The 26,864-nt window shown below is 69.0% G+C and carries 24 protein-coding genes and 1 pseudogene; 15 read left to right on the plus strand and 10 right to left on the minus strand.

All coding sequences use genetic code 11. The features are described from left to right. Positions 1 to 18 precede the first annotated feature (18 nt). From M4I32_RS06555 to M4I32_RS06565, 3 genes are all read left to right on the plus strand, one after another. Complete coding sequence (locus tag M4I32_RS06555; RefSeq protein ID WP_319033676.1) at positions 19 to 510, plus strand: glutathione peroxidase; 492 nt, start codon at positions 19 to 21, stop codon at positions 508 to 510. A gap of 169 nt (positions 511 to 679) precedes the next feature. Further along, positions 680 to 1,717, plus strand: coding sequence for a LacI family DNA-binding transcriptional regulator (locus tag M4I32_RS06560; RefSeq protein WP_319033677.1), 1,038 nt, complete (start codon positions 680 to 682; stop codon positions 1,715 to 1,717). Positions 1,718 to 1,738: 21 nt separating this feature from the next. After that, positions 1,739 to 3,247, plus strand: a complete 1,509-nt coding sequence (locus M4I32_RS06565; RefSeq protein ID WP_319033678.1) for a sulfatase — start codon at positions 1,739 to 1,741, stop codon at positions 3,245 to 3,247. 165 nt (positions 3,248 to 3,412) lie between these two features. Here M4I32_RS06565 and M4I32_RS06570 read toward each other — a convergent pair whose 3' ends face one another. Next, positions 3,413 to 3,880: a DUF3237 domain-containing protein gene (locus M4I32_RS06570; RefSeq protein WP_319033679.1), complete on the minus strand. Its 468-nt coding sequence runs from the start codon at positions 3,878 to 3,880 to the stop codon at positions 3,413 to 3,415. Positions 3,881 to 4,032: 152 nt separating this feature from the next. Then, the gene (locus M4I32_RS06575) at positions 4,033 to 5,613 is read right to left on the minus strand and encodes a molybdopterin-dependent oxidoreductase (RefSeq protein WP_319033680.1); all 1,581 of its coding nucleotides are present in this window, start codon (positions 5,611 to 5,613) and stop codon (positions 4,033 to 4,035) included. Between the two features lie 105 nt (positions 5,614 to 5,718). Between M4I32_RS06575 and M4I32_RS06580 the strand changes: the two genes are divergently transcribed. The 3 genes from M4I32_RS06580 to M4I32_RS06590 are packed head-to-tail and all read left to right on the plus strand — an operon-like array spanning position 5,719 to position 9,259. Next, positions 5,719 to 7,491 carry a circularly permuted type 2 ATP-grasp protein gene (locus tag M4I32_RS06580; protein WP_319033681.1) on the plus strand — a complete coding sequence of 591 codons (1,773 nt, stop codon included), beginning with the start codon at positions 5,719 to 5,721 and terminating at the stop codon, positions 7,489 to 7,491. Then, a complete protein-coding gene (locus M4I32_RS06585; RefSeq protein ID WP_319033682.1) occupies positions 7,485 to 8,417 on the plus strand; it encodes an alpha-E domain-containing protein in 933 nt (310 codons plus the stop codon). Before M4I32_RS06580 ends, M4I32_RS06585 begins: the two co-directional genes overlap by 7 nt. Beyond that, positions 8,414 to 9,259: a transglutaminase family protein gene (locus tag M4I32_RS06590; RefSeq protein ID WP_319033683.1), complete on the plus strand. Its 846-nt coding sequence runs from the start codon at positions 8,414 to 8,416 to the stop codon at positions 9,257 to 9,259. The genes M4I32_RS06585 and M4I32_RS06590 overlap by 4 nt, the downstream gene beginning before the upstream one ends. Positions 9,260 to 9,263: 4 nt before the next feature. On the opposite strand, the gene M4I32_RS06595 is transcribed toward M4I32_RS06590, so the two are convergent. Together M4I32_RS06595 and M4I32_RS06600 are read right to left on the minus strand one after the other, a co-directional pair. Then, positions 9,264 to 10,193 (minus strand): nucleoside hydrolase, encoded by a 930-nt coding sequence (locus M4I32_RS06595; RefSeq protein ID WP_319033684.1) that lies wholly within the window; start codon positions 10,191 to 10,193, stop codon positions 9,264 to 9,266. Between the two features lie 73 nt (positions 10,194 to 10,266). Continuing rightward, positions 10,267 to 11,283, minus strand: a complete 1,017-nt coding sequence (locus tag M4I32_RS06600) for a LacI family DNA-binding transcriptional regulator (RefSeq protein ID WP_319033685.1) — start codon at positions 11,281 to 11,283, stop codon at positions 10,267 to 10,269. 149 nt (positions 11,284 to 11,432) lie between these two features. Between M4I32_RS06600 and M4I32_RS06605 the strand changes: the two genes are divergently transcribed. From M4I32_RS06605 to M4I32_RS15210, 8 genes and pseudogenes are all read left to right on the plus strand, one after another. Beyond that, on the plus strand, positions 11,433 to 12,977 hold the full coding sequence (locus M4I32_RS06605; RefSeq protein ID WP_319033686.1) for a sugar ABC transporter ATP-binding protein: 1,545 nt from the start codon (positions 11,433 to 11,435) through the stop codon (positions 12,975 to 12,977). Further along, positions 12,974 to 14,011, plus strand: coding sequence for an ABC transporter permease (locus M4I32_RS06610; protein WP_319033687.1), 1,038 nt, complete (start codon positions 12,974 to 12,976; stop codon positions 14,009 to 14,011). Before M4I32_RS06605 ends, M4I32_RS06610 begins: the two co-directional genes overlap by 4 nt. Then, positions 14,004 to 15,095 (plus strand): ABC transporter permease, encoded by a 1,092-nt coding sequence (locus M4I32_RS06615; protein WP_319033688.1) that lies wholly within the window; start codon positions 14,004 to 14,006, stop codon positions 15,093 to 15,095. Before M4I32_RS06610 ends, M4I32_RS06615 begins: the two co-directional genes overlap by 8 nt. A gap of 28 nt (positions 15,096 to 15,123) precedes the next feature. After that, positions 15,124 to 16,179 (plus strand): rhamnose ABC transporter substrate-binding protein, encoded by a 1,056-nt coding sequence (locus tag M4I32_RS06620; protein ID WP_319033689.1) that lies wholly within the window; start codon positions 15,124 to 15,126, stop codon positions 16,177 to 16,179. 140 nt (positions 16,180 to 16,319) lie between these two features. Continuing rightward, positions 16,320 to 17,765: an L-fucose/L-arabinose isomerase family protein gene (locus M4I32_RS06625; protein WP_319033690.1), complete on the plus strand. Its 1,446-nt coding sequence runs from the start codon at positions 16,320 to 16,322 to the stop codon at positions 17,763 to 17,765. A gap of 1 nt (position 17,766) precedes the next feature. Beyond that, positions 17,767 to 18,096 carry a putative quinol monooxygenase gene (locus M4I32_RS06630; RefSeq protein WP_319033691.1) on the plus strand — a complete coding sequence of 110 codons (330 nt, stop codon included), beginning with the start codon at positions 17,767 to 17,769 and terminating at the stop codon, positions 18,094 to 18,096. Then, on the plus strand, positions 18,093 to 18,455 hold the full coding sequence (locus M4I32_RS06635; protein ID WP_319033692.1) for an L-rhamnose mutarotase: 363 nt from the start codon (positions 18,093 to 18,095) through the stop codon (positions 18,453 to 18,455). The genes M4I32_RS06630 and M4I32_RS06635 overlap by 4 nt, the downstream gene beginning before the upstream one ends. Before the next feature lie 66 nt (positions 18,456 to 18,521). Beyond that, positions 18,522 to 18,628, plus strand: a pseudogene (locus M4I32_RS15210) (transglutaminase family protein); the annotation flags it as partial. Here the strand turns inward: M4I32_RS15210 and M4I32_RS06640 are convergent. The 4 genes from M4I32_RS06640 to M4I32_RS06655 all read right to left on the minus strand — a co-directional run bounded on the left by M4I32_RS06640 (position 18,595) and on the right by M4I32_RS06655 (position 23,826). Next, positions 18,595 to 20,058 carry a rhamnulokinase family protein gene (locus M4I32_RS06640; RefSeq protein WP_319033693.1) on the minus strand — a complete coding sequence of 488 codons (1,464 nt, stop codon included), beginning with the start codon at positions 20,056 to 20,058 and terminating at the stop codon, positions 18,595 to 18,597. The pseudogene M4I32_RS15210 and the gene M4I32_RS06640 sit on opposite strands and share 34 nt — an antisense overlap. A gap of 118 nt (positions 20,059 to 20,176) precedes the next feature. After that, positions 20,177 to 22,213 carry a bifunctional aldolase/short-chain dehydrogenase gene (locus tag M4I32_RS06645; RefSeq protein WP_319033694.1) on the minus strand — a complete coding sequence of 679 codons (2,037 nt, stop codon included), beginning with the start codon at positions 22,211 to 22,213 and terminating at the stop codon, positions 20,177 to 20,179. 57 nt (positions 22,214 to 22,270) lie between these two features. Beyond that, positions 22,271 to 23,452 (minus strand): L-rhamnose isomerase, encoded by a 1,182-nt coding sequence (gene rhaI, locus M4I32_RS06650; RefSeq protein WP_319033695.1) that lies wholly within the window; start codon positions 23,450 to 23,452, stop codon positions 22,271 to 22,273. After that, entirely contained in the window at positions 23,449 to 23,826 is a 378-nt protein-coding gene (locus tag M4I32_RS06655; RefSeq protein WP_319033696.1) for an L-rhamnose mutarotase, read from the minus strand. Before M4I32_RS06655 ends, rhaI begins: the two co-directional genes overlap by 4 nt. A gap of 161 nt (positions 23,827 to 23,987) precedes the next feature. Between M4I32_RS06655 and M4I32_RS06660 the strand changes: the two genes are divergently transcribed. Further along, positions 23,988 to 24,995, plus strand: coding sequence for a LacI family DNA-binding transcriptional regulator (locus M4I32_RS06660; RefSeq protein WP_319033697.1), 1,008 nt, complete (start codon positions 23,988 to 23,990; stop codon positions 24,993 to 24,995). Positions 24,996 to 25,042: 47 nt separating this feature from the next. Here M4I32_RS06660 and M4I32_RS06665 read toward each other — a convergent pair whose 3' ends face one another. Both M4I32_RS06665 and M4I32_RS06670 read right to left on the minus strand, forming a co-directional pair. Continuing rightward, positions 25,043 to 26,407 carry an MFS transporter gene (locus M4I32_RS06665; protein ID WP_413466794.1) on the minus strand — a complete coding sequence of 455 codons (1,365 nt, stop codon included), beginning with the start codon at positions 26,405 to 26,407 and terminating at the stop codon, positions 25,043 to 25,045. Positions 26,408 to 26,412: 5 nt separating this feature from the next. Beyond that, positions 26,413 to 26,853 carry a MarR family winged helix-turn-helix transcriptional regulator gene (locus M4I32_RS06670; protein WP_319033699.1) on the minus strand — a complete coding sequence of 147 codons (441 nt, stop codon included), beginning with the start codon at positions 26,851 to 26,853 and terminating at the stop codon, positions 26,413 to 26,415. Between the last annotated feature and the right edge of the window lie 11 nt (positions 26,854 to 26,864).

Raw genomic sequence — 26,864 nt, forward strand, 5'->3', positions numbered from 1 at the left:
ACGATCATGGAGGAGACCATGGCTCTTGCAGATGTCCCCGTCACGACGATCACGGGGGAGCAGACGACGTTCGGAGAGCTGACCGGCGGAGGCGTCGCACTGGTCGTCAACGTCGCCTCGCGGTGCGGCCTCGCACCCCAGTACGAGCAGCTCGAGCAGTTGCAGCGCCGATACGCCGAGCGTGGATTCACGGTGATCGGCTTCCCGAGCAACCAGTTCATGCAGGAGCTCTCGTCGGAAGCGGCGGTGGCCGAGTACTGCTCCACCACGTGGGGCGTCACGTTCCCGATGTCCGAGAAGGTCAAGGTCAACGGCCGCAGCGCCCATCCCCTCTACAAGCAGCTGACCGGCACGCCGGACCTGGCCGGCAAGTCGGGGCGCATCACCTGGAACTTCGAGAAGTTCGTGGTGGGCCCCACCGGCGAGGTGCGGCGCTTCTCGCCGCGCACCGCCCCGGACGCACCCGAGGTCGTGCAGGCGATCGAGGACTGGCTGCCCGTCGACGGCTGAGTCCCGCGGCCTCTGCTCGGCGGAGGAGGTCTGCCGTGGCGAGGTGGCGCTGGCCGGTTTGGGTCCTCCCTCCGGCAGTGCCCCTCTCCCCGGCAGAGGAAGGGCCGGATGTCGGGGCCCGCACTTTCCCTTGATTCAAGCGTTTGAACGACCTATCGTGAAGCACGATATGAATCACCCGACACTGAAGGACGTGGCGCGCCGCGCCGGTGTGTCGGTCTCGACGGTGTCGTACGCGCTCAACGAGGCGAGCACGCTGCCGCTCGCCGCCGCGACGAAGGATCGCGTGCGCCGGATCGCTCGCGAGATGGGCTACGTGCCGAACGGCCTCGCCCGATCGCTGCAGTCCCAGGCGAGCCGCACGATCGGGGTCGTGCTGGGCAAGCCGCTGACCAGCCGCCGCTACGCCGCCATCGTCGAGGGACTCGCGCGGGGACTGGACGCGCGCGGACACCACCTCGCGCTGCTCGCGGAGAGCTCCGCGCTCGCCGCCGTCGACGAGGTGCGGGCGCGCCGCCTGGACGGCCTGGTGTTCATCGGTCACGACGATCAGGGCGTGCCCGATGATCTGGCGGCGGCCGTCGAGGAGTACTCCGTGCCCTTCGTCGCCGTCGACTGCGGGACGCCCGATGCGCACGCGCGCTCGGGCAGCGTGGACTTCGACTACGCCGCCGGCGTGCGACAGGCCTTCGCGTACCTCGCATCGCTCGGCGTGCGAACCGTGCTCTACGTGCGGCCCGACATCGAATCACGTGCCGAGCGCATGCGTGAAGACGCCATCGCGGACGAGCGGATGCGGCATCCGGAGATCGTGGTGACACCGGTGTCGACCGGCGTCACCGTCGACGCGCTCGCACGCCTCGACGCCGAAGAGGCGGGATGGATGACGCGGGCTGCCGCGCTCTCGGCGCGAGTCGCGCAGGCTCTCGACGAAGCGGGTTCCCCGCCGTCCACAGCCGTGCTGTGCGCCTGGGGCACCGACGCCGAACCCGCCTACCAGGCCGCTCGCCGGCACGACGAGCGCGTGCGGGTCGTCGCCCTCGCCGCCGGGGCACTGTCCGACGCCTTGTGGCCGAGGCTTGCGTACTCCCGTCTGCCGCTCGAGACGTGCGGCGGCGAAGCGGGCCGCTTGATCGTCGCGGCCGCAGCCGGCGAAGACGCCGCCGAGCGGGTGCTGCTGGTGCCCGAGCTGGCGACCGAAGACTGAACCGAGAGAAAGAGGCACGAGATGGGTACGCCCAACGTCATCTTCATCATGTCCGACGACCACGCCGCCCACGCCATCTCGGCGTACGGCAGTCGCCTGAACCACACCCCGCATCTGGATCGCATCGCCGAGGAGGGAATGCGCCTCGATGCCGTCTACTGCACCAACTCGATCTGCAGTCCCTCGCGCGCCTCGATCCTCACCGGCACCTACAGTCACGTCAACGGCGTCTCCTCGATCTGGACCGAGATGGACTACCGGGTGCCGACCTTCGTCGAGGTGCTGCAGCAGCGCGGCTACAGGACGGCGATGTTCGGCAAGTGGCACCTGGGCGAGCAGGGGGAGGCGCTGCCGCGGGGCTTCGACGCGTGGAAGATCTTCCCGGGACAGGGCGACTACCTCGACCCCGAGATGATCGACGCGAACGGCTCCGCGAAGGTGACGGGCTACGCCACCGACATCGTCACCGACCTGTCCCTCGACTGGATCGACGGCCTCGAAGATGACGAGCCATTCTGCATGCTGGTGCACCACAAGGCGCCGCACCGGCCCTGGATGCCCGATGAGAAGCACAAGCACCTCTACGCCGACGGCGACATCCCCGAGCCCGAGACGTTCTTCGACGACAACGCGACGCGCAGCAAGGCGGTGCAGGGCGTGCACATGACGATCGCCGACGACATGGGGGCCGAGGATCTGAAGACCCCGGTGCCCGAGCATCTGCGCGGTGAGGAGAACCGCGAGGCGCGCATGCGCTGGAAGTACCAGATCTACATGCGCGACTACCTGCAGTGCATCCAGTCGATCGACGACAACGTCGGCCGCCTGCTGGATCACCTCGACGAGCGCGGGCTGGCCGAGAACACCCTGGTCGTCTACACCTCGGACCAGGGATTCTTTTTGGGCGATCACGGCTGGTTCGACAAGCGGCTCATGTTCGACCAGTCGCTGCAGATGCCGATGCTCATGCGCTGGCCCGCCGAGATCGCCGCGGGCAGCAGCTGCGAGGCGATCATCACGAACGTCGACTTCGCGGCGACCTTCCTCGATGTGTGCGGCGTCTCGGCCGACGAGGCGCTGCCGACGTCGCAGGGACGCAGCTTTCGTCCGCTGCTGCGGGGCGAGCAGGTCGAGGACTGGCCGGATGCCGCGTACTACCGCTACTGGGAGCACGACGACCCGTTCCACGCGGCGCCCGCGCACTACGGCATCCGCACCGCCGACCACAAGCTCATCTACTACTACGGCGCCGGCCTGGGCGTGCCGGGCGCGTCGGACCGGGTGTTCGAGCCCGAGTGGGAGCTCTACGATCTGCAGGCCGACCCGGCAGAGCTGCGCAACGTCGCGGACGACCCGGAGTACGCGCAGGTCCGGGCCGGCCTCGAGGTGAAGCTGGCGGAGTACCAGCGGCACTATCGCGACGAGCCCTACGTGGGGCCGGGTACGCCGCACCCGGAGTGGGCGCCGCACGACGAGGAGGCACTGGTGCGGGTGGAGCGCTACGTCGCGAAGATCCGCGCGACGAGCTGATCCCCCGGCTGCACGCCTCTGCCGAGCCGAGGCTCGTTGCCGGGGAGAGGGGCGAGCCGCCGCATCCGCTCCTCTCCCTGGCAGTCCGCCTCTGCCCGGCAGGGGGCGGGGACGGGATGGGAGGGAAGCGGCAGGGGCGGATGCCGTCGGCGCCTTCCGCCGGCGTCAGGTGACGCGGTACGCCGTGTACCGCACGGCGTCCGCCTCGCGCACGCAGGAGGTGACGTACAGGCTCGCCTCGAATTCACGCAGGCGCGACGCCGAGGTCTCGATCGTCACGGCGGTGCGGAAGTAGTACTCGGAGGGATCAACCTGCTCGCCATGCAGGAGTGCCTCGAGCACGGCGGGTGCTCCGCTTCGCACCCCGACTGAGTGGATGAGCAGCAGCTCACCCTCGTTCGTGCGGGCGGAGTAGTGTCCGTTGATCTCGATCGAGCCGTCGGCGCGCACCACCTGCCAGTCGGCACCGCCGGCCAGCAGCGTGCCCTCGATCTGGCCGGTGATGGTGCCACCCGCGACGGGGATGACGCGGCGATGACCGGCTCGGGTCATGCCGTGGTCCTCGAGCGGACCGAGTCGAGCTTCCACGTCGAAGGCCGGTTCGAGGGCGGGGATCGGAGGGGTGGGAGCCATGCCGGCCACGGTAGCAATCACCGCCGTGCTCTGCGGAGACGAGGAGCATTGCCGGGGCGAGGATCGGCGCGCGGCTCTCGGACCTCGCTTCGGCAGAGACCCTCTGCGGGGCAGAGGGCGAGCCAGGCCACGGGCGTGCCCGCGTAGCGCGGTCAGCCCACCGCCACCGTCACCTCGTGCCAGCCGGTCGCGCCGTCGGGGACGACGCCGACTCGCTCCGAGGTCTGCGTCTCGCCCTGCGCGTTCGTCGCACGGCAGCGGATGCGGTGCTCCCCGGGCTTCGCGGTCCAGGCCAGGCTCCACTGCACCCAGGTGTCGTCCGACATCGCGCGTGCCAGATCCGCCTGCTGCCAGGGCCCGTCGTCGACCTGCACCTCGACGCCCCGGATGCCGACGTGCTGCTGCCACGCCACTCCTGCGATCACTCGCTCTCCGGCATCCACGGAGCCCTGCGGCACGTCGATGCGCGACTGCAGCTTCACCGGGCCCCGCTCGGACCAGCCGCGGTCGGTCCAGTAGGCCGTCGCGGCGTCGAACCGCGTGACCTCGAGATCGACGACCCATTTGGTCGCCGAGACGTAGCCGTACAGGCCCGGCACGACCATGCGCACGGGGAACCCGTGCTCGGCGGGAAGGGGCTCGCCGTTCATGCCGACCGCGAGGATCGCGTTGCGCTCGTCGGTGAGCACCTCGAGGGGCGTCCCCGCGGTGAAGCCATCGACCGAGCGCGAGAGAACCATGTCGGCATCCGCCGAGGGCACGGCTCGCGCGAGCAGCTCCCGAATCGGGTAGCCGAGCCACATCGCGTTGCCGATCAGTCCGCCGCCGACCTCGTTTGACACGCAGGCGAGGGTGACCGCGCTCTCTTCGAGCGGCAGATCGAGCAGCTCCTGCCAGTCGATCGTCACCTCGTTCTCGACCATCCCGTGGATGCGCAGCGTCCACTCCCCAGGGTCGACCTGCGGCACGACGAGGGCGGTGTCGATGCGGTAGAAGTCGCGGTTGGGGGTGATGACGGGCGCCAGGCCCGGAATCTCGAGATCCGCGGCGTCGGGCACCGGCGGCGCGGGGACGGCTGGCTCGGGGAGCCGGATCGCATCGCGCACCATCGTCGCGGTGCGTCGTCCCGCGCCGGCCGCCGCCGAACCGAGCGCCGCGAGCACGCCGAGTGCCGCTGCGCCCCCCGACCACAGCAGAAAGCGACGCCGATCGGGCGCCGTCGTCGCGTCTTCCGGGTCGTCGTCCGGAACGGATGCCGTCGGAGCGGGGAGCCGGCGCACCAGCATCCCGAGCGTGAACATCGACACGATGCCCGCCACGGCCGAGGGCACCCACGACAATCCGGTGGCGTTCGCCCGGCTGAGTGCCGCCGCCAGTCCGAAGGCCGCGAGCAGCAGCAGCGCGACGCGTCCCCACGGCGGCCGCAGAAGCTCCAGCACCCCCGCCGCGGCGGCGACGAGGGCGAGGACGATGCCGATCCCGATGAGCAGGGCGATCTTGTCGAAGGTGCCGAACAGCTCGATCGCGGCGTCCTTGGCCCAGGGCGGCGCGATGTCGATCATGAAGCCGCCGATGGCAGCGAAGGGGCTCGACGGCGGAGCGAGCAGCGCGGCGGTCAGTTCGCCGAGCCCCGCCCCGAGCACGGCGGCAGCGACTCCCGCCCAGGCTGCGCCGACCAGCCCGGTGCGGGTCGGACCGCCCGCGCCGGCGCTGTCGGGGTGCCGCGTGGTCACGCCACGAGCCTAAGCGCGCCGGGGCCCCGTGGGGCCGTTCCGAGCACGTGCGAGGCGGACGCGCGGAAACACCGAGGCAACACCGGCGGCGTTAGGCTCTGACGCATGGGTGATCTCTTCGACGGCTACGGTTCGACCCTCGCGCCGCGGAGAACACCGGACGGCGGGCTGGCGTTCGACGAGATGTTCGGTTCGCCCGCGCATGCGGGGGCACCCGCCGAATCGCGCACCGCCTATCGTGAGCTGTACGCGGCGCTCGCCCGCATGACCCAGGAGGAGCTGCGCGGCCGTACCGAGTCTCTCGCCACCTCGTACCTGGCGCAGGGTGTCACATTCGACTTCGCCGGCGAGGAGCGTCCTTTCCCGCTCGACGCGGTGCCGCGGGTGATCGACTTCGACGAGTGGTCCGAGGTCGAGGCCGGCATCAAGCAGCGCGTGCGGGCCCTCGAGGCGTTCCTCGACGACGCGTACGGCCGGCAGAACTGCGTGCGCGACGGGGTCGTGCCGGCCCAGCTGATCGCGTCGTCGCAGTACTTCTATCGGCAGGCCTACGGCATCCACTCGGCCAACAACGTGCGCATCCAGGTGTCGGGCATCGACCTGATCCGCGATGAGCACGGCAAGATGCGGGTGCTCGAAGACAACGTGCGGGTGCCCAGCGGCGTCAGCTACGTCATCTCGAACCGGCGGATGATGGCGCAGACCCTGCCTGAGCTCTTCGTCTCGATGCGGGTGCGTCCCGTCGGCGACTATCCGAACAAGCTCCTGGCCGCCCTGCGCGCCTCGGCGCCGCCCGGCATCGACGAGCCGAACGTGGTGCTGCTCACGCCCGGCGTCTACAACTCGGCCTACTTCGAGCACACACTGCTGGCGCGGCTGATGGGCGTCGAGCTCGTCGAGGGCCGCGACCTGCTCTGCATGGGGGGCAAGGTCTTCATGCGCACGACCCGCGGTCCCAAGCGCGTCGACGTGATCTACCGCCGGGTCGACGACGACTTCCTCGACCCGCTGCAGTTCCGCGCCGACTCGATGCTGGGCGCCCCGGGGCTGATGCTGGCCGCTCGCCTGGGCAACGTGACGATCTCGAACGCCGTCGGCAACGGCGTCGCCGACGACAAACTGCTCTACACCTACACGCCTGACCTCATCCGCTACTACCTGTCGGAGGAGCCGATCCTGCCCATCGTCGACACCTGGCGGCTCGAAGAGCCCGAGGCCCTCGAAGAGGTGCTCGACCGCCTCGATGAGCTGGTGGTCAAGCCGGTCGACGGGTCGGGCGGCAAGGGGCTCGTCGTCGGGCCCGATGCGTCGCGCTCCGAGCTCGACGCGCTGCGCCAGCGGCTGCTCGCCGACCCGCGGGGCTGGATCGCGCAGCCGGTCGTGATGCTCTCGACGATCCCGACTCTCGTCGAGGACGGCATGCGGCCCCGCCACGCCGATCTGCGTCCGTTCGCCGTCAACGACGGCGACGACATCTGGGTGCTGCCCGGGGGGCTGACCCGCGTGGCGCTGCCCGAGGGGCAGCTGGTCGTGAACTCCAGTCAGGGCGGCGGTTCCAAGGACACCTGGGTGGTCGGCGGATCCGCGCCCGGCCACGTCGAGTACGGGCAGGGCAAGGGTCTCGCCGGCCTCGTCGCCGACCAGGCGAGCGTCACCTCGGCCATCCCGATCATCCGCGACGGCATCGCGCCCGACGCGGACTCTCCGGGCGCGGGACAGCACCGCATCGAGCACTCGCCCGCCGACCGCCCGCGGTCCTCGACGGAGCAGCAGGAGCAGCAGCAGATGCGGCAGGGAGGCGCTTCGGGCGTTGAGCGAGGAGTGCGGCGACGAGACGAAACGGCGCAGTCGACAGGGAGAGAGGCGTCGTCATGCTGAGCCGCATCGCCGAGTCGCTGTTCTGGATCGGGCGCTACATCGAGCGCAGCGACGGCACCGCCCGCATCCTGGACGTGCACCTGCAGCTGCTGCTCGAAGATCCGTGGATCGACGAGGACACCGCGTGCCGCTCGCTGCTCGGCGTCATGGGATCGCTGCCCGCCGACGCCGCCGAAACATACACCAAGGAGGATGTGCTCGCGCGCCTCGCCGTCGACCGCATGAATCCCGCGAGCATCGTCTACTCGCTCAACGCCGCGCGCGAGAACGCACGGCGGGCCAGGGAGATCGTCTCGACCGAACTGTGGGAGTGCCTCAACACGACCAACGCCCGGATGCCGCGGCGCCTGCAGATCGAGAAGGTCAGCGAGTTCTTCGGCTGGGTGCGTGAGCGCGCCGCGCTCGCCGTCGGCATCGTCGACTCGTCGACCAGCCGCGACGAGGCGTGGCAGTTCTTCGCCCTCGGGCGGGCGATCGAGCGCGCCGACATGACGGCACGCCTGCTGGCCACGCGGTCGCTCACCGAGGTGTCGGGGCCGTCGTGGACGACGATCCTGCGCTCGTGCGGAGCGTACGAGGCGTACCTGCGCACCTATCGCGGCATGCCGAGCGCGCGCAACGCGGCCGAGTTCCTGCTGCTGGACCGGCTCTTCCCCCGCTCGATCATCTTCGCGATCCGCCGGGCCGAGGAGTGCATGAGCGCGATCGACCCGCGCGAGGACCGCGTCGGGCATTCCAACCTGGTGCTGCGAGCGCTGGGGCGCATCCGCAACGACCTCGAATACAGCGCGATCAGCGAGATCCTCGGCGAGCTGCCGCATCACATGCTGCGCGTGCAGTCGGTGACGCGGGAGGCGTCGGAGGCCGTCCGTCAGAGGTTCTTCCCCGTGCATGCCGAGCCGAGCTGGATCGGAGAGATCTCATGAAGCGCATGCGCATCGAGCACACCACGGGTTTCAGCTACCCGGGCGAGGTGTCGGCGTCGTACAACGAGGCCCGGATGCTGCCCGGCACCACCGAGAGCCAGTTCGTGCTCAGCTCGGGCCTCGACATCGAGCCGGCGACCTCGGTCAACAGCTACGTGGACTATTTCGGCACGCGCGTCAGCGCCTTCGACGTGCTCTCGCCGCACCGCGAGCTGAACATCACGGCACGCTCGCTCGTCGAAGTCCGCCCCCGTCCGTTCGAGCATGCCGGCATCAGCTGGGCGCGTCTGGCGACCGAGTCGGCGCGCTCGATCGAGCCGGTGGAGCAGCTGGTGCAGACGCCGCGCACCGCCCCCCATGCGGAGGTCGTCGACATCGCCCGTTCCATCGCGGACCGGCACGAGGATCCGAGCCGCGCGGCGCACGACATCGTGTCGGCGGTCGGTGACGCGGTCGAGTACATGCACGGCATCACGGGCGTGCACTCCACCGCCGGCGAAGCGTGGGAGGCGCGCAAGGGCGTCTGCCAGGACATCACCCATATCGCCCTCGGCGCGCTGCGCGCCGTCGGCATCCCCGCGCGCTACGTCTCGGGCTACCTGCATCCGCGGCCCAACGCCGACGTGGGCGCCACGGTGAGCGGCGAGTCGCACGCGTGGGTGGAGTGGTTCGCCGGCGAATGGCTCGGGTTCGACCCCACCAACAACATCGAGATCGGCGACCGTCACGTGCTGGTCGGCCGTGGCCGGGACTACAATGACGTGCCGCCGCTGCGGGGCGTGTACGGCGGGCCGTTCAAGAGTCAGCTGTTCGTGCGGGTGTCGATCACGCGCGAGGCGTAATGCCCTACCCCGAGCGCGCGGCGAACAGCGCGAGCTTGGCATAGAAGTCCTCGAACATCAGGCGGTTGTCGATCGCGGTGTACACGCGCATCGGACGCCCGTCGGGGCGGTGCACATAGCGGCCCCGCTCGTCGATCGCCGGCGTCGGCCGCGTGACGTACGTGCTGGATGACGGATCCGACTCGAACGCGGAATGCAGCGCGGTCAGCAGCACGAGGGGCTGGTCGCCCATGCAGTAGGTCTCGCCCATCGGGAAGTGCTCTTCGACGGACCGCGCGAGCTCGTCGATCGCGTCGGCGAGGCGCCGTCCGACGACACCGTGCGAGCGGACGCGCACCTCGATCTCAGCGCGCGAGATCAGCGCCTGCCGGTAGGTGTCGCGCGGCACCTGCCAGAGTGTCACGTCGGAGTCGAAGACCGCTTGCGCCGCCGGCAGGTCGATCGCCAGGTTGTACTCGGTCTGGGGTGCGGCGGGGAAAGGCAACCCGAGACCGGGGTGCTCCTCGCCGCCGATCCACACGGCCGTGAGGCGCTGCGCGATGCGGGGCTCGGTCAGTACCGCCGAGGCGAGCTCGGTCATCCCGCCGCCGACCGCGATGAACAAGGGCAACTCGGTGTCGTCGCGCAGCGCCTCCCGGATGATCGCCTCGGAGGCGGCGCTCGGCACCGGCGTCCGAGGATCGGCGAGACCGGTGTTGCTGCCGGCGATGACCGGCACGTCGCTGCCGAGCAGGCCCGCCCATTCCGTGGCGACGCGGGCCGCGTTGTCGGCCTGGCTGGTGCTGGGGTCGAAGTGGTCTCCGGGCCGAAGGTGCGAGCCGACGATGAACGGGATCTCGACGGAGGGGCTCAGCAGATGGTGAACGAGTGCATAGAGATCGTCGGGGTCGCCCGAGAAGTCGTTGTCGATGATCACGCGAAAACGGGGCTTCATGCACTCTCCTCGGCTGGGGCTGCGCGGGGAGTCTGCGCAGCAGCATCCACGCTACGCCTGCCGAGGACGCGTGCTAGGGGAGCGGTGCAGAGTTTCTCACGACGAGTTCGGGCGGGAACATCGTGACCGTATGGCGATGCTGATCGCCATCGGTGATCTCGCTGAGCACCTTGCGCACGGCCGCGCGCCCCATTTCGGCCTTCGGCTGGGCGATGCTCGTGATCTGGGTGTCGCCTTCGGTCGCGAGAGTCAGGTCCCCGAAGCCGACCACCCGTGCGTCGATGGGCACCGTGAGTCCGGAGTCGCGCAGACCGCGAATGACACCGAGCGCCAGTTGGTCGTTCGTGCAGAAGATCCGGCGCGGGCTGTTCGTGGATGCGATGCGCCGGCCGATCTGGAAACCCTCCTCGACCGTCATGTGCGGACTCTCGAATTCGACGACCTCGTCTCTCGCTCCGCGCGCGTGCAGCGCTTGCATCACACCGCGCCGGCGGTCGGCGCACTGGGGAATCGTGTGCGGCCCGTTGACGAGAGCGATGCCCTCGCCTGCGGTCGAACCGAGAAGGTGCTCTGCCGCCATCCGGCCTCCCAGCACGTCGTCCATCGCCACGGAGCACCCGTTGTGCTCGTCGACGATGCGGTCGATCAGCACGAGGTGGGTTCCCACCATCTGGAGCTGGGTGAGTCGATCCGCCGACGCGCCGAGCGGCACCGCGATGGCGCCGGCGGCGCGATGCTCGGCGAGCATCTCGAAGTGCCGTAGCTCGGCTACGGGGTCGTCGTGACTGACGCACAGGGCAAGCGCATACCCGCGTGCGCCGGACTCCACCGCGATCGCCTCCGTGATCGCGGCGTAGAACGGGTTCACGATCTCGGGGACGACAAGACCGAGCAGCCGGTTCGACCCCATGCGTAGAGTTGCAGCGGCGCGGTTGGGGACGAAGTCGAGGGCATTCATCGCATCGACGATGCGGGCGCGCGTGGCTTCGGCGACGAGATGCGGACGGTTGATGGCGTTCGACACCGTCGCGACCGAGACGCCTGCTGCTTCGGCGACCCGTGCGAGCCCGAGGCCCTTCGTCGCGGCCATCACCACCTCGCACTTCCCGCTCGATCGATGCTATCGGCACGCTCACGCGTGGAATGACCAAGCTCGTGCTTGACATCAAGGCCTGAGACACTAGTCTTGAAGAAGATTTAATCGATTAAATCACTCGATGGGGAGGTGATGCACGCAAGATGAAGCAGCGAAATGTTGCCGCCGACGATGGCCGCGCCGTGCTCGCGTTGCGCGGAGCGGTCAAGACGTTCGGTCCGGTTGTGGCATTGGCCGACGGCACGGTCGTCCTCGAGGCGGGTGAGATTCACGCACTCGTGGGCGAGAATGGTGCCGGCAAGTCGACGCTCGTGAAGATCCTCGCCGGCGTGCACCATCCCGACGCCGGTGTGTTCGAGATCGACGGCAGACCGGTATCGTTCCGCAGCGTGTCGGACAGCAAGGCTGCAGGCATCTCGGTCATCTATCAGGAGCCGACGCTGTTCCCCGACCTGACGGTCGCCGAGAACATCTTCATCGGCCGTCAGCCGCGGGGCCGTATGGGTCTGATCCGGCGAAGCGAGATGCGCGACGATGCGCGTGCGCTCTTCGACAGACTCGGAGTCCCGATCGACCCTGACCGTCCGGCGGCGGGTCTGTCGATCGCCGATCAGCAGATCATCGAGATCGCCAAGGCGATCTCGATGGACGCGCGCGTGCTCGTCATGGACGAGCCGACGGCCGCCTTGAGTGGGGCGGAGGTCGATCGCCTGTTCGAGGTCGCACGTTCACTGCGTGACGAGGGGGCGGCGATCCTGTTCATCTCGCACCGCTTCGACGAAGTCTTCGCCTTGACGGATCGGATCACCGTCATGCGGGACGGGCGCTACATCGCGACCCACGACACAGCTTCGGCGACGATCGAAGGCATCGTCCGTGAGATGGTCGGTCGTGACGTGGATCAGCTCTTCCCCAAGACGCCCGCCGACATCGGCGAACCCGTGCTGACCGTCGAAGGACTCACTCGCGTCGGGGTCTTCACGAACATCTCGTTCCAGGTGCGTGCGGGAGAGATCGTCGGGCTGGCGGGTCTGGTCGGTGCAGGCAGGACCGAGGTCGCGCGCGCGGTGTTCGGCGTGGACGGCTACGACGAGGGGACGGTGACGCTCAACGAGGCTCGGCTCCCGCGTCGATCCGTTCAGAAGTCGATCGACGCCGGAATCGGCTTCGTCCCCGAGGACCGGCGCAAGCAGGGTCTTGTCATGGATCTCTCGGTCTCGCGCAACGTCACGCTCGCCCTGCGCGACAGGCTTGCTCGATTCGGCATCATCTCGGCGGCACGGGAGGGTCGGAGCGCTGCGGAATGGTCTCAGCGGCTGCGGGTCAAGTCGGGGTCGCTGGAGTACGCGGTCTCGACTCTGTCGGGGGGAAACCAGCAGAAGGTCGTGCTGGCGAAATGGTTGTCGACGCAGCCGTCCCTGCTCATCGTGGATGAGCCGACGAGAGGTATCGACGTGGGCACGAAATCGGAGGTTCATCGCCTTCTGTCCGACCTCGCCGGGCGAGGCATCGCCATCCTGATGATCTCGAGCGAACTCCCCGAAGTCCTCGGCATGGCCGATCGGGTCGTCGTCATGCGCGAAGGTCGCGTGACCGCGACTATCGACCGCAGTGATGCGACCCCCGAATCCGTCATGCACGCAGCCACGCACGCTGCGGCCAACAGCCGATCCGGAGGTCGCTCATGACCGTCGTGCAGAAGACTCCGGCCTCGACGTCCGCCTCGACCCGAACGCCGTGGCTCACGAGCGTGCTTCGGACGCGTGAGCTTCCCGTGACTGTCGCGCTCATCGCGCTGGTCCTCCTCACCTACCTCGCCAACCCGCTGTTCCTTTCTCCTCAGGGCGTCAAGGATCTGCTGCTCAACGCGACGATCATGATGATCCTCGCTGCAGGCCAGACGCTCGTGATCATCACGCGCAACATCGATCTCTCGGTCGGGTCGATTCTGGGGCTGGTCGCTTTCATGACGGGAACGCTCTTCGCCAACGTGCCGGGGATACCGATCTGGGTCGTCTTCGCGGCAGGACTGGCGTTCGGGGCCCTGCTGGGCGCCTTCAACGGGTTCCTCGTCACCGTCGCGGGCGTTCCCGCACTCGTCATCACGCTCGGCACGCTCTACGTGTACCGCGGCTTCAACAACTGGTGGGCCGGAGGCACCCAGTATTTCGCGGATGATCGCCCCGACGCCTTCGGCGCGCTCGCCGTCGACACGATCGTCGGCTTTCCGATCATTACTCTGGTCGCTCTGGTCGCCGTCGCCGCCATCGCCGTGTACCTCGTCGGTGCGCGGTCCGGTCGTGACCTGTACGCCATAGGTTCCGACCCCGCCGCAGCGAAGCTGTTCGGCATCAAGGTCGGACGCCGTGTCTTCGTGGCCTTCGTCGGCAATGGTCTGCTCGCAGGCCTCGCGGGCGTGCTCTATACGGCCCGATTCAATTCGGTGGGCGCGACCACGGGTACGGGCATGGAGCTCGACGTCGTCGCCGCGGCGGTCGTCGGCGGTGTCGCGATCTTCGGAGGGTCGGGGAGCGTGGTGGGCGCGGCGCTGGGCGCCGTGCTTCTGACAACGATCACGAGCGCATTGACCGCCGTGCGCGTGGACAAATTCTGGCAACAGGCCATCGTCGGCATCCTGATCCTCTTGGCGATCGTCATCGATCGCGTCAGCGCCTTGCGAACGGCCCGCCGACTCCGACTCAGTGAGGCCCGAGATGAGTGATTCCGAAACCTCGACGACTCTGACTCCCGAATCGACGTCGACACCCCTCGCCGAAGAACCGAAGGGACGTACGGGCGTGTCGCGCCTGCTGCTGGGGCGCGACGCGATCATGATCTACGTTCTCTTCGCGACGATCGCGATCTTCAGCCTCACCGTGCCGAGATTCGCATCCCCGGTGACGACCGGCTTCCTGCTCCTCGATGTCGTCCCCGTGCTCCTCATGGCGATGCCGATGACGCTGATCATCATCACCGGCGAGATCGACCTCTCGGTCGCCTCGATCGCGGGGTTGACCAGTGCCGTGCTGGGCGTGCTCTGGGAAGGGGGCCTCGACATCGGGACGGCGCTCGTCCTGAGCCTTGTCGTCGGCATGGTGGCCGGCGCATTCAACGGCTTCCTCGTCGCCGTGGTGGGGCTCCCGTCGCTCGCCGTCACCATCGGCACGCTGGCACTCTTCCGCGGGCTCGCCCTCGTCGTGATCGGTGACAACGCCGTCGCGAACTTTCCCCCCGCGCTCAACCAGTTCGTCACCTCCAAGCTCGGGGCCACCGGCATCCCGACCGTCATGCTCATCGCTCTCGTCGTGATCGTGGTCTTCGGGGTCCTGCTCCACTTCACGCCCTTCGGACGCGGGCTGTACGCCATGGGCTTCTCGAAGGAGGCCGCGCGATTCGTCGGCATCGACGTCGAGCGCGCCAAGTTCTGGCTGTACGTCTCAAGCGGTCTGGTCGCCGGTCTCGCCGGAATCTACTGGACCCTTCGCTACTCGAGCGCGCGCTCGGACAACGCGGCAGGTCTCGAACTCACCGTCATCGCGGCTGTGCTCCTCGGAGGGGTGTCGATATTCGGTGGCAAGGGTTCGATTCCGGGTGTCGTGGCGAGCGTCCTGCTCATCGGCACCATCAACTACGCGCTTCGTCTGGGACGAGTCTCGGATGTCGTGCTGATCATCGTCACCGGCGCGCTGCTCATCGTGTCGGTCATCATCCCGAGCATCACCTCCGCGCTTGCCCGTTGGCGGCATGAGCGACGAATGCGACACGAACTTCCCCAGGGCACGTCCTCGGGAACGGTCGGCGCCTAGCACCAGGCGCCCTGCGAAAGGAAGAACAATGGAGTTGAACCTGAATCGAGGTCGCCGAGGGCGACTCGCTCTCATCACGGCACTCGTCGCCTCGGCGACACTCGCTCTCACCGCGTGCGCGGGAGGTGGCGATGCGGGGGGCGGAGCCGCCGATGGTGGCGGCATGGAAGACCTCAGCATCACTTTCATCCCGAAGCAGCTCAACAACCCGTACACCGACGTCGTGCTGGGTGGAGGAGAAGACGGCGCCGAAGCGGCGGGCTTCGCGGCATCAGAGGTGGTCGGGCCGCTCGATGCGAGTGCATCCAGTCAGGTCTCGTTCATCAATGCCGAGACCCAAGCCGGCACGGACGTCCTCGTGATCGCCGCGAACGACCCGGATGCTGTGTGCCCGGCCGTCGAGGAGGCGCGCTCCGCCGGAGCGAAGATCGTCGGCTTCGACTCCGATCTGAACTGCCGCGATCTGTTCGTCAGCCAGGTTGTCGCGAAAGACGTCGCTCTGATCCAGCTCGAGCTCATCTCGGAGCAGATCGGTGGTGAGGGCGAGATCGCGATCCTGTCTGCGACCGCCAACGCCACAAACCAGAACGAGTGGATCGCCTTCATGGAGGAGGAGCTCGCATCGAACCCGGAGTACGCAGACATCGAGCTCGTTGCGAAGGTCTACGGAGACGATGACGACACCAAGTCCTTCCAGGAGGCTCAGGGGCTGCTCCAGGCGCACCCCGACCTGAAGGGAATCATCTCGCCTACGACCGTGGGCATCGCGGCAACGGCCCGATACCTCTCCACCTCGGAGTACAAGGGCGAGGTCGCCCTGACCGGTCTCGGTCTGCCGAACGAGATGCGCTCCTTCGTCGAGGACGGCACGGTGACCGAGTTCGCGCTGTGGGACCCGGCACAACTCGGCTATGTGGCGGCATTCGCGGGGATGGCGCTTGCCGACGGCTCGATCACCGGGGCCGAGGGTGACACGTTCGACGCCGGAGATCTGGGCGAGAAGGAGGTCGGCCCCGACGGTGTCGTCATCGTCGGGCCCCCGACCGTCTTCAACGCGGACAACATCGACGACTACGACTTCTGATCCACCTGGTGCCGGGGTCGGCTCTACCGGCCCCGGCACCCACTCGATCCGGGCTCGAAGGGCATCCGCTGTGCGTGCCCTGCGACCCCGGCTCGATCCTCGGCGGATCCGAGACTCGCACGCTCACGAAGGAGAACACCATGATCGACGGCGCCCACGCGGAACTCGCCCGACTGCTGCCTGCGACGCAGCGCCGCAAGCCCCGCATCGGTCTCGTCGCCGGTGGACTGGGTACGTACTGGCCGCAGTTCCCGGGGCTGCTGCCGCAGCTGCAGGAGTCGTCACGGTATGTCTCCGAACGATTCGCCGAGATGGATGCCGAGGTGGCCGACGCGGGATTCATCTCGGACGCGCAGGAGGGCGCTGCCGCAGCAGAACTGCTCCGCAGGGCGGATTGCGACCTCATCGTCTTGTTTCTCACGACCTATCTCACCAGCTCGATGGTGCTGCCCATCGCTCAGCGTTCGGGAGCGCCGATCCTCGTTATCGACCTCCAGCCGACCGAGAAGATGGATCATGCCTCATTCGACACCGGCGCATGGCTCGCCTACTGCGGTCAGTGCCCCGTGCCAGAGGTCGGCAACGTGTTCGGCCGCGCCGGCATCCCCTTCCGGTCGGTGTCGGGCTGGCTGCGTCAGGAGTCGGCATGGATGCGGATCGAGGAGTGGATCTCGGCCGCACATGTGCGCGCTGCGCTGAGGCATGCGCGCCACGGGCTGATGGGACACCTCTACCCGGGCATGCTCGACGTCTCGACGGACCTGACGCTGCTGCCCGCGACATTCGGCTCACACGTCGAGGTGCTGGAGTTCGACGATCTGCGTGTTCGGGTCGACGCCGTGACCGAGGCCGAAGCGTCCGAGCGCATGGCGCTGGCCAGGAAGATCTTCACCCTCGACGACACGATCGTCGACGACGACTTCGCGTGGGGTGCGCGCGTATCCGTCGGGCTCGATCGGCTCGTCGAGGACTTCGAGCTCGACAGCCTGGCCTATTACCACCGAGGGCTCGACGGGGAACAGCACGAGCGGCTCGGAGCCGGCATGATCCTCGGCGCCTCCCTCCTGACCGGGCGAGGCATCCCGACCACGGGCGAGTACGAGTTGCGGACGACGCTCGCCCAACTCGCCACGCAAGTCGTCGGCGCGGGCGGCTCGTTCTGCGAGATCCAGGCGCTCAACTTCGAGGACGGCGTGGTCGAGATGGGCCATGACGGCCCTGCGCATCTTGCGGTGTCCTCCCGGGACCCGTTGTTGAGGGGTCTCGGCGTTTATCACGGCAAGCGCGGCTGGGGGGTCTCGGTCGAGTTCGACGTTCAACACGGTCCTGTGACGCTCCTCGGCCTCGGCCAGGACAGGGACGGATCCATGTCGTTCATCGTCTCCGAGGGAACAGTCGTTCCGGGCCCGCTCCTCGAGATCGGCAACACGACCAGTCGGGTCGACTTCGGCCGCGACCCCGGGGAGTGGGTGGATGAGTGGTCCGCCACGGGTGTCGGGCACCATTGGAGCCTCTCGCTCGGTCACCGCTCGGGTACCTACCGCGCCGCGGCCTCGCTGCTCGGCATCGACTTTCGGGCGGTGTGAGATGCCTGTCTCCGTTGTCGCGGTGCTCACGGCCAAGCCCGGCTGCGGGTCGCGTGTGATCGATGCTTTCCGTGAGGTGTCCGCCCTCGTGCACGCCGAGCCCGGGTGCGAGTTGTACGCTGCTCATCTCGAGCACAAGGGCGACACCGTCATCATGATCGAGCGGTGGGCCACGCAGGCCGATCTGGATGCACACGCCACCGGGGCGCCGCTTGCGCGTCTCAACGAGCTGAACGCTGATCTCCTCGTGCGCCCGTACGACGTGTGGTTCCTCGACGCCGTACCCCTGGGTGACTCCACCAAGGGTGTGCTCGGCCCGGGTGCGCGATGAATCGCTACTGCTTTCAGCTGCAGGTCTCGCCCGAGCATCTCGAGGAGTACCGACGGCGTCACACCTCGGTCTGGCCTCGCATGCAGCAGGCACTGCGTGAGGCCGGATGGCGAAACTACTCTCTGTTCCTGCGGGCGGACGGTCTGCTGATCGGCTATTTCGAGTCCGAGCTGACGCTTGACGCCGCGCTCGCGCTGATGGCCGCGACGGATGTCAACGCCCGATGGCAGGAGTCGATGGCGCCGCTGTTCGCCACCCAGGAGAACGCGGATTCGGCGCTCGTCGTGCTCGAGGAGGTCTTCCACCTCGACGATGAGCCGGTGCCGCCCGATGCGGTGCGCGAGCAGCGGGGTCGATGAGCCGAGCGGCACCACCGGTGTGGTCAGCCCGGCTCACATCCGGGGCGTGAAAACGTCGGGGGACGTGGGGAATGGCTCGGTTTCGACCCCACCACATCGAGATCGGCGACCGCCACGTGCTGGTCGGGCGAGGCCGGGACTACAACGACGTGCCCCCATTGCGGGGCTCGTAGCCAACCGGCGTGACGGACGCGGCCACCGTCGCGCGAAGCGTCTCGAGCGTCGCGTCGTCGCCGAACCATCCGAGCGCGCGCCCCTGCACGAGCACGTTGCCCAGCGCGGTCGCCTCGACCGGGCCGGCGAGCACGGGCAGCCCGGTGCGGTCTGCCGTCGCCTGGCAGAGGGGACGGTTGAGCGACCCGCCGCCCACGATGTGCACCGTCTCGAGCCGCCGGCCCGTCAGGCGCGCAGCGGTGTGCACGGCGTCGGCGAAGGCCTGGGCGATGCTCTCGATGATCGCGCGCACGAAGGCGGGGCGTCCGACGGGCGCCTGTGCTCCCGCTGATCGCAGCACGGCCGCGATGCGGGCGGGCATGTCTCCCGGCGCCGACAGGCTCGGGTCGTTCGCGTCGAAGAGGGGAACGGGCCCGTCGACGCCGGCCGCGGCATCCAGCAGCGCCGGCAGGTCGATGGCGGCGCCGTCCTCGTCCTCCCACGCGCGCAGCGTCTCGCTGAGCAGCCACAGGCCGGTCACGTTGTGCAGAAAGCGCACGCGGCCGTCGACGCCGCCCTCGTTGGTGAAGTTCGCCTCACGCGCGGCATCGGTGACGAGCGGCTGCTCGAGTTCGACCCCCACGAGACCCCAGGTGCCGCACGAGATGTAGGCCGACGTCGCGGGATCCGCCATCGGCACGGCGACGACGGCCGAGGCGGTGTCGTGCGAGCCGACCGTCACGACGTCGAGAGGCGCGCCGACGCGGGCGGTCAGCTCGGGGGTGAGCCTGCCCAGGTGCGTGCCCGGTGAGACCAGATCCGGCAGCAGAGTGGGCGGGATGCCGATGCGCTCGGCGAGAGCGGTGTCCCAGCTCGCGTGAGCCACGTCGACGAGCCCGGTCGTCGACGCGTTCGTGCGCTCGGCGACGCGCGCGCCGGTGAGCAGATACGCGACCAGATCCGGGATCAGCAGTGCGGTGTCGGCCTCGGCCACCGGGGCGTCGACCGCGAACTGGTACAGCGTGTTGAAGGGCAGGAACTGCAGACCGTTGCGGCGATAGAGCTCGTCGAACGGCTCGAGGGCGTGCACGAGGTCCACGCCGGCTTCGGTGCGGTCGTCGCGGTAGTGGAACGGCTCGGCGAGCAGCTCGCCGTCGCGCAGCAGGCCGTAGTCGACGGCCCACGAGTCGATGCCGATACTTGCGAGCTGCGGTTCGCGCGCGACGGCCTCGGCGAGACCCGTCACTATGTGCTCGAACAGGGCGCGGAAGTCCCAGTGCAGCCCGTCTGCGTGCGGTACCGGACCGTTCGGAAAGCGCGCGACGGCCTCGAGCGAGACGATGCCGTCGGTGAGGCGTCCGATCATCACCCGCCCGCTCGTGGCGCCCAGGTCGACGGCCGCGACGGCGCCACCGCGTCCGCCCCCGTGACCACCGGAGCCGCCGGTCACGGCCGGGTCTCCCCTCCGCCGCGGCTGCACTTTTCGGCGCGGGCGGAGGCTATCAGTGCCGCCGCGGCCGAGAAGTGCAGCCCAAAAGGAAGGGGGAGGGCTGCCGGATCGCCCGCCTTCATCGGAGGAAGGCGGCGGCGACGCCGGAGTCGACGGGGATGTGCAGGCCCGTGGTGCGCGAGAGTTCGGGGCCGGTGAGCACGAAGACGGCGTCGGCGACGTTCTCGGGCACGACCTCGCGCTTGAGGATCGTGCGGTTGGCGTAGTACTGGCCGAGTTCCTCTTCTTTGACGCCGTAGGTGGCGGCGCGGTTCGCGCCCCAGCCCGAGGCGAAGATGCCCGACCCGCGCACGACGCCGTCGGGGTTGATGCCGTTGACGCGGATGCCGTGCTCGCCCAGCTCGACGGCCAGCAGCCGCACCTGGTGCGCCTGGTCGGCCTTCGTCGCGGAGTAGGCGATGTTGTTCGGCCCGGCGAACACGCTGTTCTTCGACGAGATGTAGATGATGTCGCCCCCGAGCTTCTGCTCGACCAGCACCTTCGCGGCGGCCTTCGAGACCAGGAACGACCCCTTCGCCATCACGTCGTGCTGCAGGTCCCAGTCCCTCTCGGTCGTCTCGAGCAGCGGCTTCGACAGCGACAGGCCGGCGTTGTTGACGATCAGGTCGACACCGCCGAAGGCCAGCACCGCGTCGTCGATCGCAGACTGCACGCCCTCGGCATCCGCGACGTTCGCGGCGACGCCGATGGCGACATCCGTGCCGCCGAGCTCCGCGGCGGCGGCCTGCGCCTTCTCGAGGTCGAGGTCGGCCACGATGACGCACGCCCCCTCGGCGGCGAGCCGCGTGGCGATCGCCTTGCCGATGCCGGATGCCGCGCCGGTGACGAACGCGATGCGCCCCTGGTGCGGCTTGGGCTTGGGCATGCGCTGCAGCTTGGCCTCTTCGAGCGCCCAGTACTCGATGCGGAACTTCTCCGCATCCGAGATCGGCGCGTACGTCGACAGCGCCTCGGCGCCGCGCATCACATTGATCGCATTGAGGTAGAACTCGCCTGCCACCCGGGCGGTCTGCTTGTTCGCGCCGTAGCTGAACATGCCCACCCCGGGCACCAGCACGATCAGCGGATCCGCGCCGCGGATCGCGGGCGACTGGGCCGTCGCGTGCGCGTCGTAGTACGCCTGGTAGTCGGCCCGGTAGCTCTCGTGCAGCTCACCCAGCCGCGCGATCGCATCCTCCACCGACGCCCCCGCGGGCAGGTCGAGGGTCATCGGCTTGACCTTGGTCCGCAGGAAGTGATCGGGGCAGCTGGTCCCCAGCTCCGCCAGCCGCGGCGCGTTCTCGGACGCCAGGAATTCCAGCACCCGCGCGTCGTCGGTGAAGTGCCCGACCATGGGCTTGTCCGTCGACGCTAACCCCCGGATGGTGGGCGCCAGAGCCGCGGCCTTCGCGCGCCGCTCAGCCTCGGGCAGCGGCTCGAAACCGGCGCGCACCCCGCCGAACGGGGCATCCGCGCCGTGCTGGTCGATGTAGGCGGCGGCTGTGTCGATGATCCACAGCGAGTTCGCCTCGGCCTGCTCCGACGTGTCGCCCCACGCGGTGATGCCGTGCCCGCCCAGGATGCAGCCCACGGCATCCGGGTTCGCGTTCTTGATCGCCGCGATGTCGAGCCCCAGCTGGAACCCCGGCCGCCGCCACGGCACCCACACGACCTTCTCGCCGAAGATCGTGCGCGTCAGCTGCTCACCATCCACCGCCGTCGCGATCGCGATCCCCGAATCCGGGTGCAGGTGGTCCACGTGCGCCGCATCCACCAGCCCGTGCATCGCCGTGTCGATCGACGGCGCCGCTCCGCCCTTGCCGTGCAGGCAGTAGTCGAACGCCGCGACCATCTCGTCCTCGCGCTCCACCCCCGGATACACGTCCACGAGAGCCCGCATCCGATCCAGCCGCAACACCGCCAGACCCTTCTCGGTCAGCGTGCCCAGATCACCGCCCGAGCCCTTCACCCACAGCAGCTCGACCGGCTCGCCCGTGACCGGATCGATCTCCGACCCCTTCGCGGAGGTGTTGCCACCCGCATAGTTCGTGTTCTTCGCATCCGCACCCAGGCGGTTCGACCGGGCGATCAGGTCACTGACGGCGGGGCTGGTCATGAGAGGTCTCCTTGTTCGAGGTGTGCGCTGTCGGGGCGTCGGCGGCGGGCGGAGGGCTTACGCGCCCCAGCCCGCCTGAGCGCCGCCCACACGGTCGGCGTTGATCTGGGCCTGGTAGCCGGATGCCGCATACGCCGCCATCGGGTCGGCCGGCAGTCCGCGGGACTCGCGCCACTGCGCCAGGGCGGGTCGCACGTCGGTGTAGAAGGCGTCCATCAGCACCGCGTTGGCCGCGAGAACGTCGTTCGCCACCTGCGCCGCGGCCAGGGCCTCGTGGTCGACGAGCAACGCGCGCGCCGTCATCTCCTGCACGTTCAGCACCGAGCGGATCTGACCGGGGATCTTCTCTTCGATGTTGTGGCACTGGTCGAGCATGAATGCCACGTCGGGGTTGTTCAGCCCCCCTCCGCGGATGACCTCGAAGAGGATCCGGAACAGCTGGAACGGGTCGGCCGCGCCGACGATGAGGTCGTCGTCGGCGTAGAAGCGCGAGTTGAAGTCGAACGAGCCGAGCTTGCCGAGGCGCAGCAGCTGCATGACGATGAACTCGATGTTCGTGCCCGGCGCGTGATGCCCGGTGTCGAGGCACACCATCGCCTTGTCGCCGAGTGCGGCGACCTGCGCGTACGAGGTGCCCCAGTCGGGAACGTCGGTGTGGTAGAACGCCGGCTCGAAGAACTTGTACTCCAGCACCAGGCGCTGCTCGTCGCCCAGGCGCGCATAGATCTGCTGCAGCGAGTCGTGCAGACGGTCCTGCCGGGCGCGCAGGTCGTTCTGGCCCGGGTAGTTCGACCCGTCGGCGAGCCAGATCTTGAGGTCGCGCGAACCCGTCTCGTGCATGATGTCGATGCACTCGAGGTGGTGATCGATCGCCTTGCGCCGGATGCCGTCGTCGTTGTGCGTGAGCGCGCCGAACTTGTAGTCCTCGTCCTGAAAGGTGTTGGAGTTGACCGTTCCCAGCACCACGCCGTGGTCCTCGGCGTGCCGGCGCAGGTCGGCGTAATCGTCGACCTTGTCCCACGGGATGTGCAGCGCGACGCTCGGGGCGAGCGCCGTGTGCCGGTTGACCTGCGCGGCATCCGCGATCTTCTCGTATGGGTCCCGCGGGGTGCCGGGCGTGCCGAACACGCGGAACCGCGTGCCCGAGTTGCCGAACGCCCATGACGGCAGCTCGATGGCCTGGCCCTCGAGCGCGGTGAGGATGTCGGGGCTCAGCGTGGTGGTCTCTGGCGTCGTCATCGGTGATCGCTTTCTGTCGGTGCGGACACAGCGGCGAGCTGGTCGCCGAGGTGGAAGATCTCGGTGAGGGGCGTGGCGGCCTGGTCGGGGCGCCCCTCGAGCCCGACGAAGAACGGGGCCATCTCGGCCTCCCAGGCCGCGGCGATGGGCGAGGCGTCGAGGTAGGCCTGTGCGGCCCGGTCGTCGTCGGTTTCGTAGTAGCCGATGAGCATGCCGCCCTCGCCGAGGAACAGCGAGTAGTTGCGCCGTCCTGCGGCCGCGATCTCGGCGAGCATCTCGGGGCGCACCGGCGTATGGCGCGCGATGTACTCGTCGAGCATCTCGGGCCGGATCTGCAGGCGGAAGCAGACGCGTGTGCCGTTCGTGCTCGTCATCGAGGGCTCCTTGGGCTGTGAATCGATTCAATCGTACCCGCCGTCGCCGTTCCCGACAACCGTGCGGCGATGACGATCGCCTCGCTGCGGTACTGTCGCAGGACATTCGTGGGTGCGTGTCCACCACGTTCCGACAGCGCGCACGCAACGGGAGGACCGGGTTGGCAGCGAGCGTGCGAGACGTGGCCGCGGCCGCGGGGGTCTCTGTGGGCACCGTCTCGAACGTGCTGAATCGTCCGCACAAGGTCTCGGCCGACACCGTGGAGCGTGTGACGCAGGCCATCGAGCGCCTCGGATTCGTGCGCAATGACGCGGCCCGGCAGCTGCGGGTGGGGCGCAGCCGCAGCATCGGCCTCATCGTCCTCGACACGGCGAACCCGTTCTTCGCCGCCGTCGCGCGCGGCGCCGAGGCCCGCGCCGACGAAGCGGGCATGTCGGTGCTCCTGGGAAACGCCGACGAGGATGCCGAGCGGGAGGGCCGCTATCTCGAGCTGTTCCGGGAGCAGCGTGTCAACGGCGTGCTGATCACGCCGACGACCGAGGACGTCGCCCGGCTCGCGCGGCTGCGCGACGCGGGCACGCCGGTCGTGCTCGTCGACCGCGAGATGCCGGGTGCCGGGTTCGATTCCGTGTCGGTCGACGACGTGGAGGGGGGATACGTCGCCGCGGCGCACCTGCTCGCCGGCGGGCGCCGCCGCATCGCCTTCATCGCGGGGCCCCTCTCGATCAGGCAGGTCTCCGACCGGCTGGAGGGGGCCCGCCGCGCGGTCGAAGAGACGCCCGGCGCGACGATCGAGGTGTGGGAGTGCCCCTCCCTCACGGTGCTCGCGGGCCGCAGCGCCGCAACGTCACTGCTCGAGCGCCGTCCGTCCGAGCGCCCCGATGCGGTCTTCGCGGCGAACGATCTGCTGGCCGTCGGTGCCATCCAGGCCCTCGCGATCATGGCCGGCGTGCGCATTCCCGACGACATCGCCGTCATCGGCTACGACGACATCGACTTCGCCGCAGCGACGGTCGTGCCGCTCAGCTCGGTGCGCCAGCCCGCGTCGGTCATCGGCTACACCGCCGTCGACCTGCTGCTGGCGCAGTTGGAGGACCCGCAGGGCGTGCGCGAGCGCAATGTGAGGTTCCGTCCCGAGCTCGTCGTGCGCGCCTCGACCGGCGGCTGAGGCGGCGGGTGCCCGAGCGCACACGCTGCGCGCGAGTGCACACGAAATCAGCGTGTGGGCTCGCGCACCGCGTGTGCACTCGTCGGGGGATCGGTCTCACTGTCCTGCACCGGCAGGGCGGTGCCGCCGGCCACCTGGTCGCTGAACTGCTCGGGAGCGGGTGCGACCGGTATGGGCATCGTCTCGGAGATGCGCAGCGCGAAGCGGCGGTGCTCGTGGCGCCGGATGCGGCCCGACACCAGCATCCACGTCAGCCCGATGCCGAACGCGAGGATGCCCGCCGAGGCGCCGACGAGGATCGCCACGCGGGGTCCGAACTCGCCCGCGATGGCGCCGATGATGGGAGCGCCCAGGGGCGTGCCGCCCATGAGGATCGCGACGTAGAGCGCCATCACGCGTCCGCGCACCGCCGGGTCGGTGGTCGTCTGCACGTACCCGTTCGCCGTCGTCAGCGTCGTGACGACCATGAAGCCGACCAGGATGAGCGTGAGGGCGTACCCCCAGTACGAGGGCATCAGCACCGAGGCGATCGAGGCGAGCCCGAAGCCCAGCGCGGCGAGGATCAGCACCCGGATGCGGGCGCGGTCCCGCTGCGCCGCCATCAGGGCCCCGGCCAGCGAGCCGACCGCCAGGATCGACGAGAGCAGGCCGAAGCCGTCGGCCTCCTGCCCGAACTCGAGCGCCATCGTCGATGCGAAGATCGGGAAGTTCATGCCCATGGCGCCGATGAGGAACACCATCGTGAACGTCACGATCAGGTCGGGACGGCGGGCGACGTAGCGGAACCCGTCGGCCAGGCGCGCCCCGCTGGGGCTCTTCGCCCTCGGCACGAGCTCGGCGGGCCGGATGAGGAACAGGGCCACGCCCATCGCCAGGAACGTGACGGCGTTGACGAGGAAGACCCAGCCGGTGCCGACCGCGACGATCATGACTCCTGCGACAGCCGGGCCGATCATGCGGGCGCCGTTGAACGACGCCGCGTTCAGGGCGATCGCGTTCGACGCTCTCTCGCGCGCGACGACGTCCGAGACGAAGGTCTGCCGCGCGGGGTTGTCGAAGGCCATGACGACGCCGGACGTGAGGGCGATCCCGTACATCATCCCCAGGGTCATCACGCCCGTGAGCAGCAGGATGCCGGTGGTCAGGGCCAGCAGCAGCAGCGCGCTCTGCGTCGCGATCAGCAGGTGCCGCCGGTCGAATCGGTCGGTCACCCAGCCGCTGACGCTCACGAGCAGGAGGGGCGGGCCGAACTGCAGCGCCATCGTGATGCCCATGGCCGCCGGGTCGTTGTCGGTGAGCTCCGTCAGCACGACCCAGCTCTGCGCCGTGGCCTGCATCCAGGTGCCGATGTTCGACACGAGCGCGCCGATGAACCAGACGCGGTAGTTGAACACCGCGAACGAGCGGAACATGCCGGTCATCGGGCCGCCAGCCGCGTCATCAGCGCCGCCGCCTCGGCGAGGGTGCGGCGCTCCTGCTCGCTGAGCGAGGCGAGGGCGTCGCCCAGCCAGGCGTCGCGCCGCCGCAGCGTCTCGCGCACCACTGCGGTGCCGGCATCCGTGAGCGCGATGATCACCCGGCGCCGATCCTCGACGTCGTTCGTGCGGGTGAGGTAGCCGTCCTGCTCGAGGCAGTTCACGGTCCTGTTCATCGAGGGCGCCGACACGCGCTCGCGCTCGGCGAGTTCGCCGAGGGTGTGCGGACCGCGGAACATCAGCGAGCCGAGCACCGCGATCTTTCCGTCGCTCATCGCGTCGTCGGCCCGCTCGTTGCGGAGCCGACGCGAGAAGCGGATGACGGCCATGCGCAGCGCGGACGTCTCGGACGTGGACTCGGAAGCGGGCGCGTGGTCGGACATTCTTTTCGTCA

Source organism: Microbacterium sp. LRZ72 (genome assembly GCF_033792225.1).
In the GTDB taxonomy this organism is placed as follows: Bacteria; Actinomycetota; Actinomycetes; order Actinomycetales; family Microbacteriaceae; genus Microbacterium.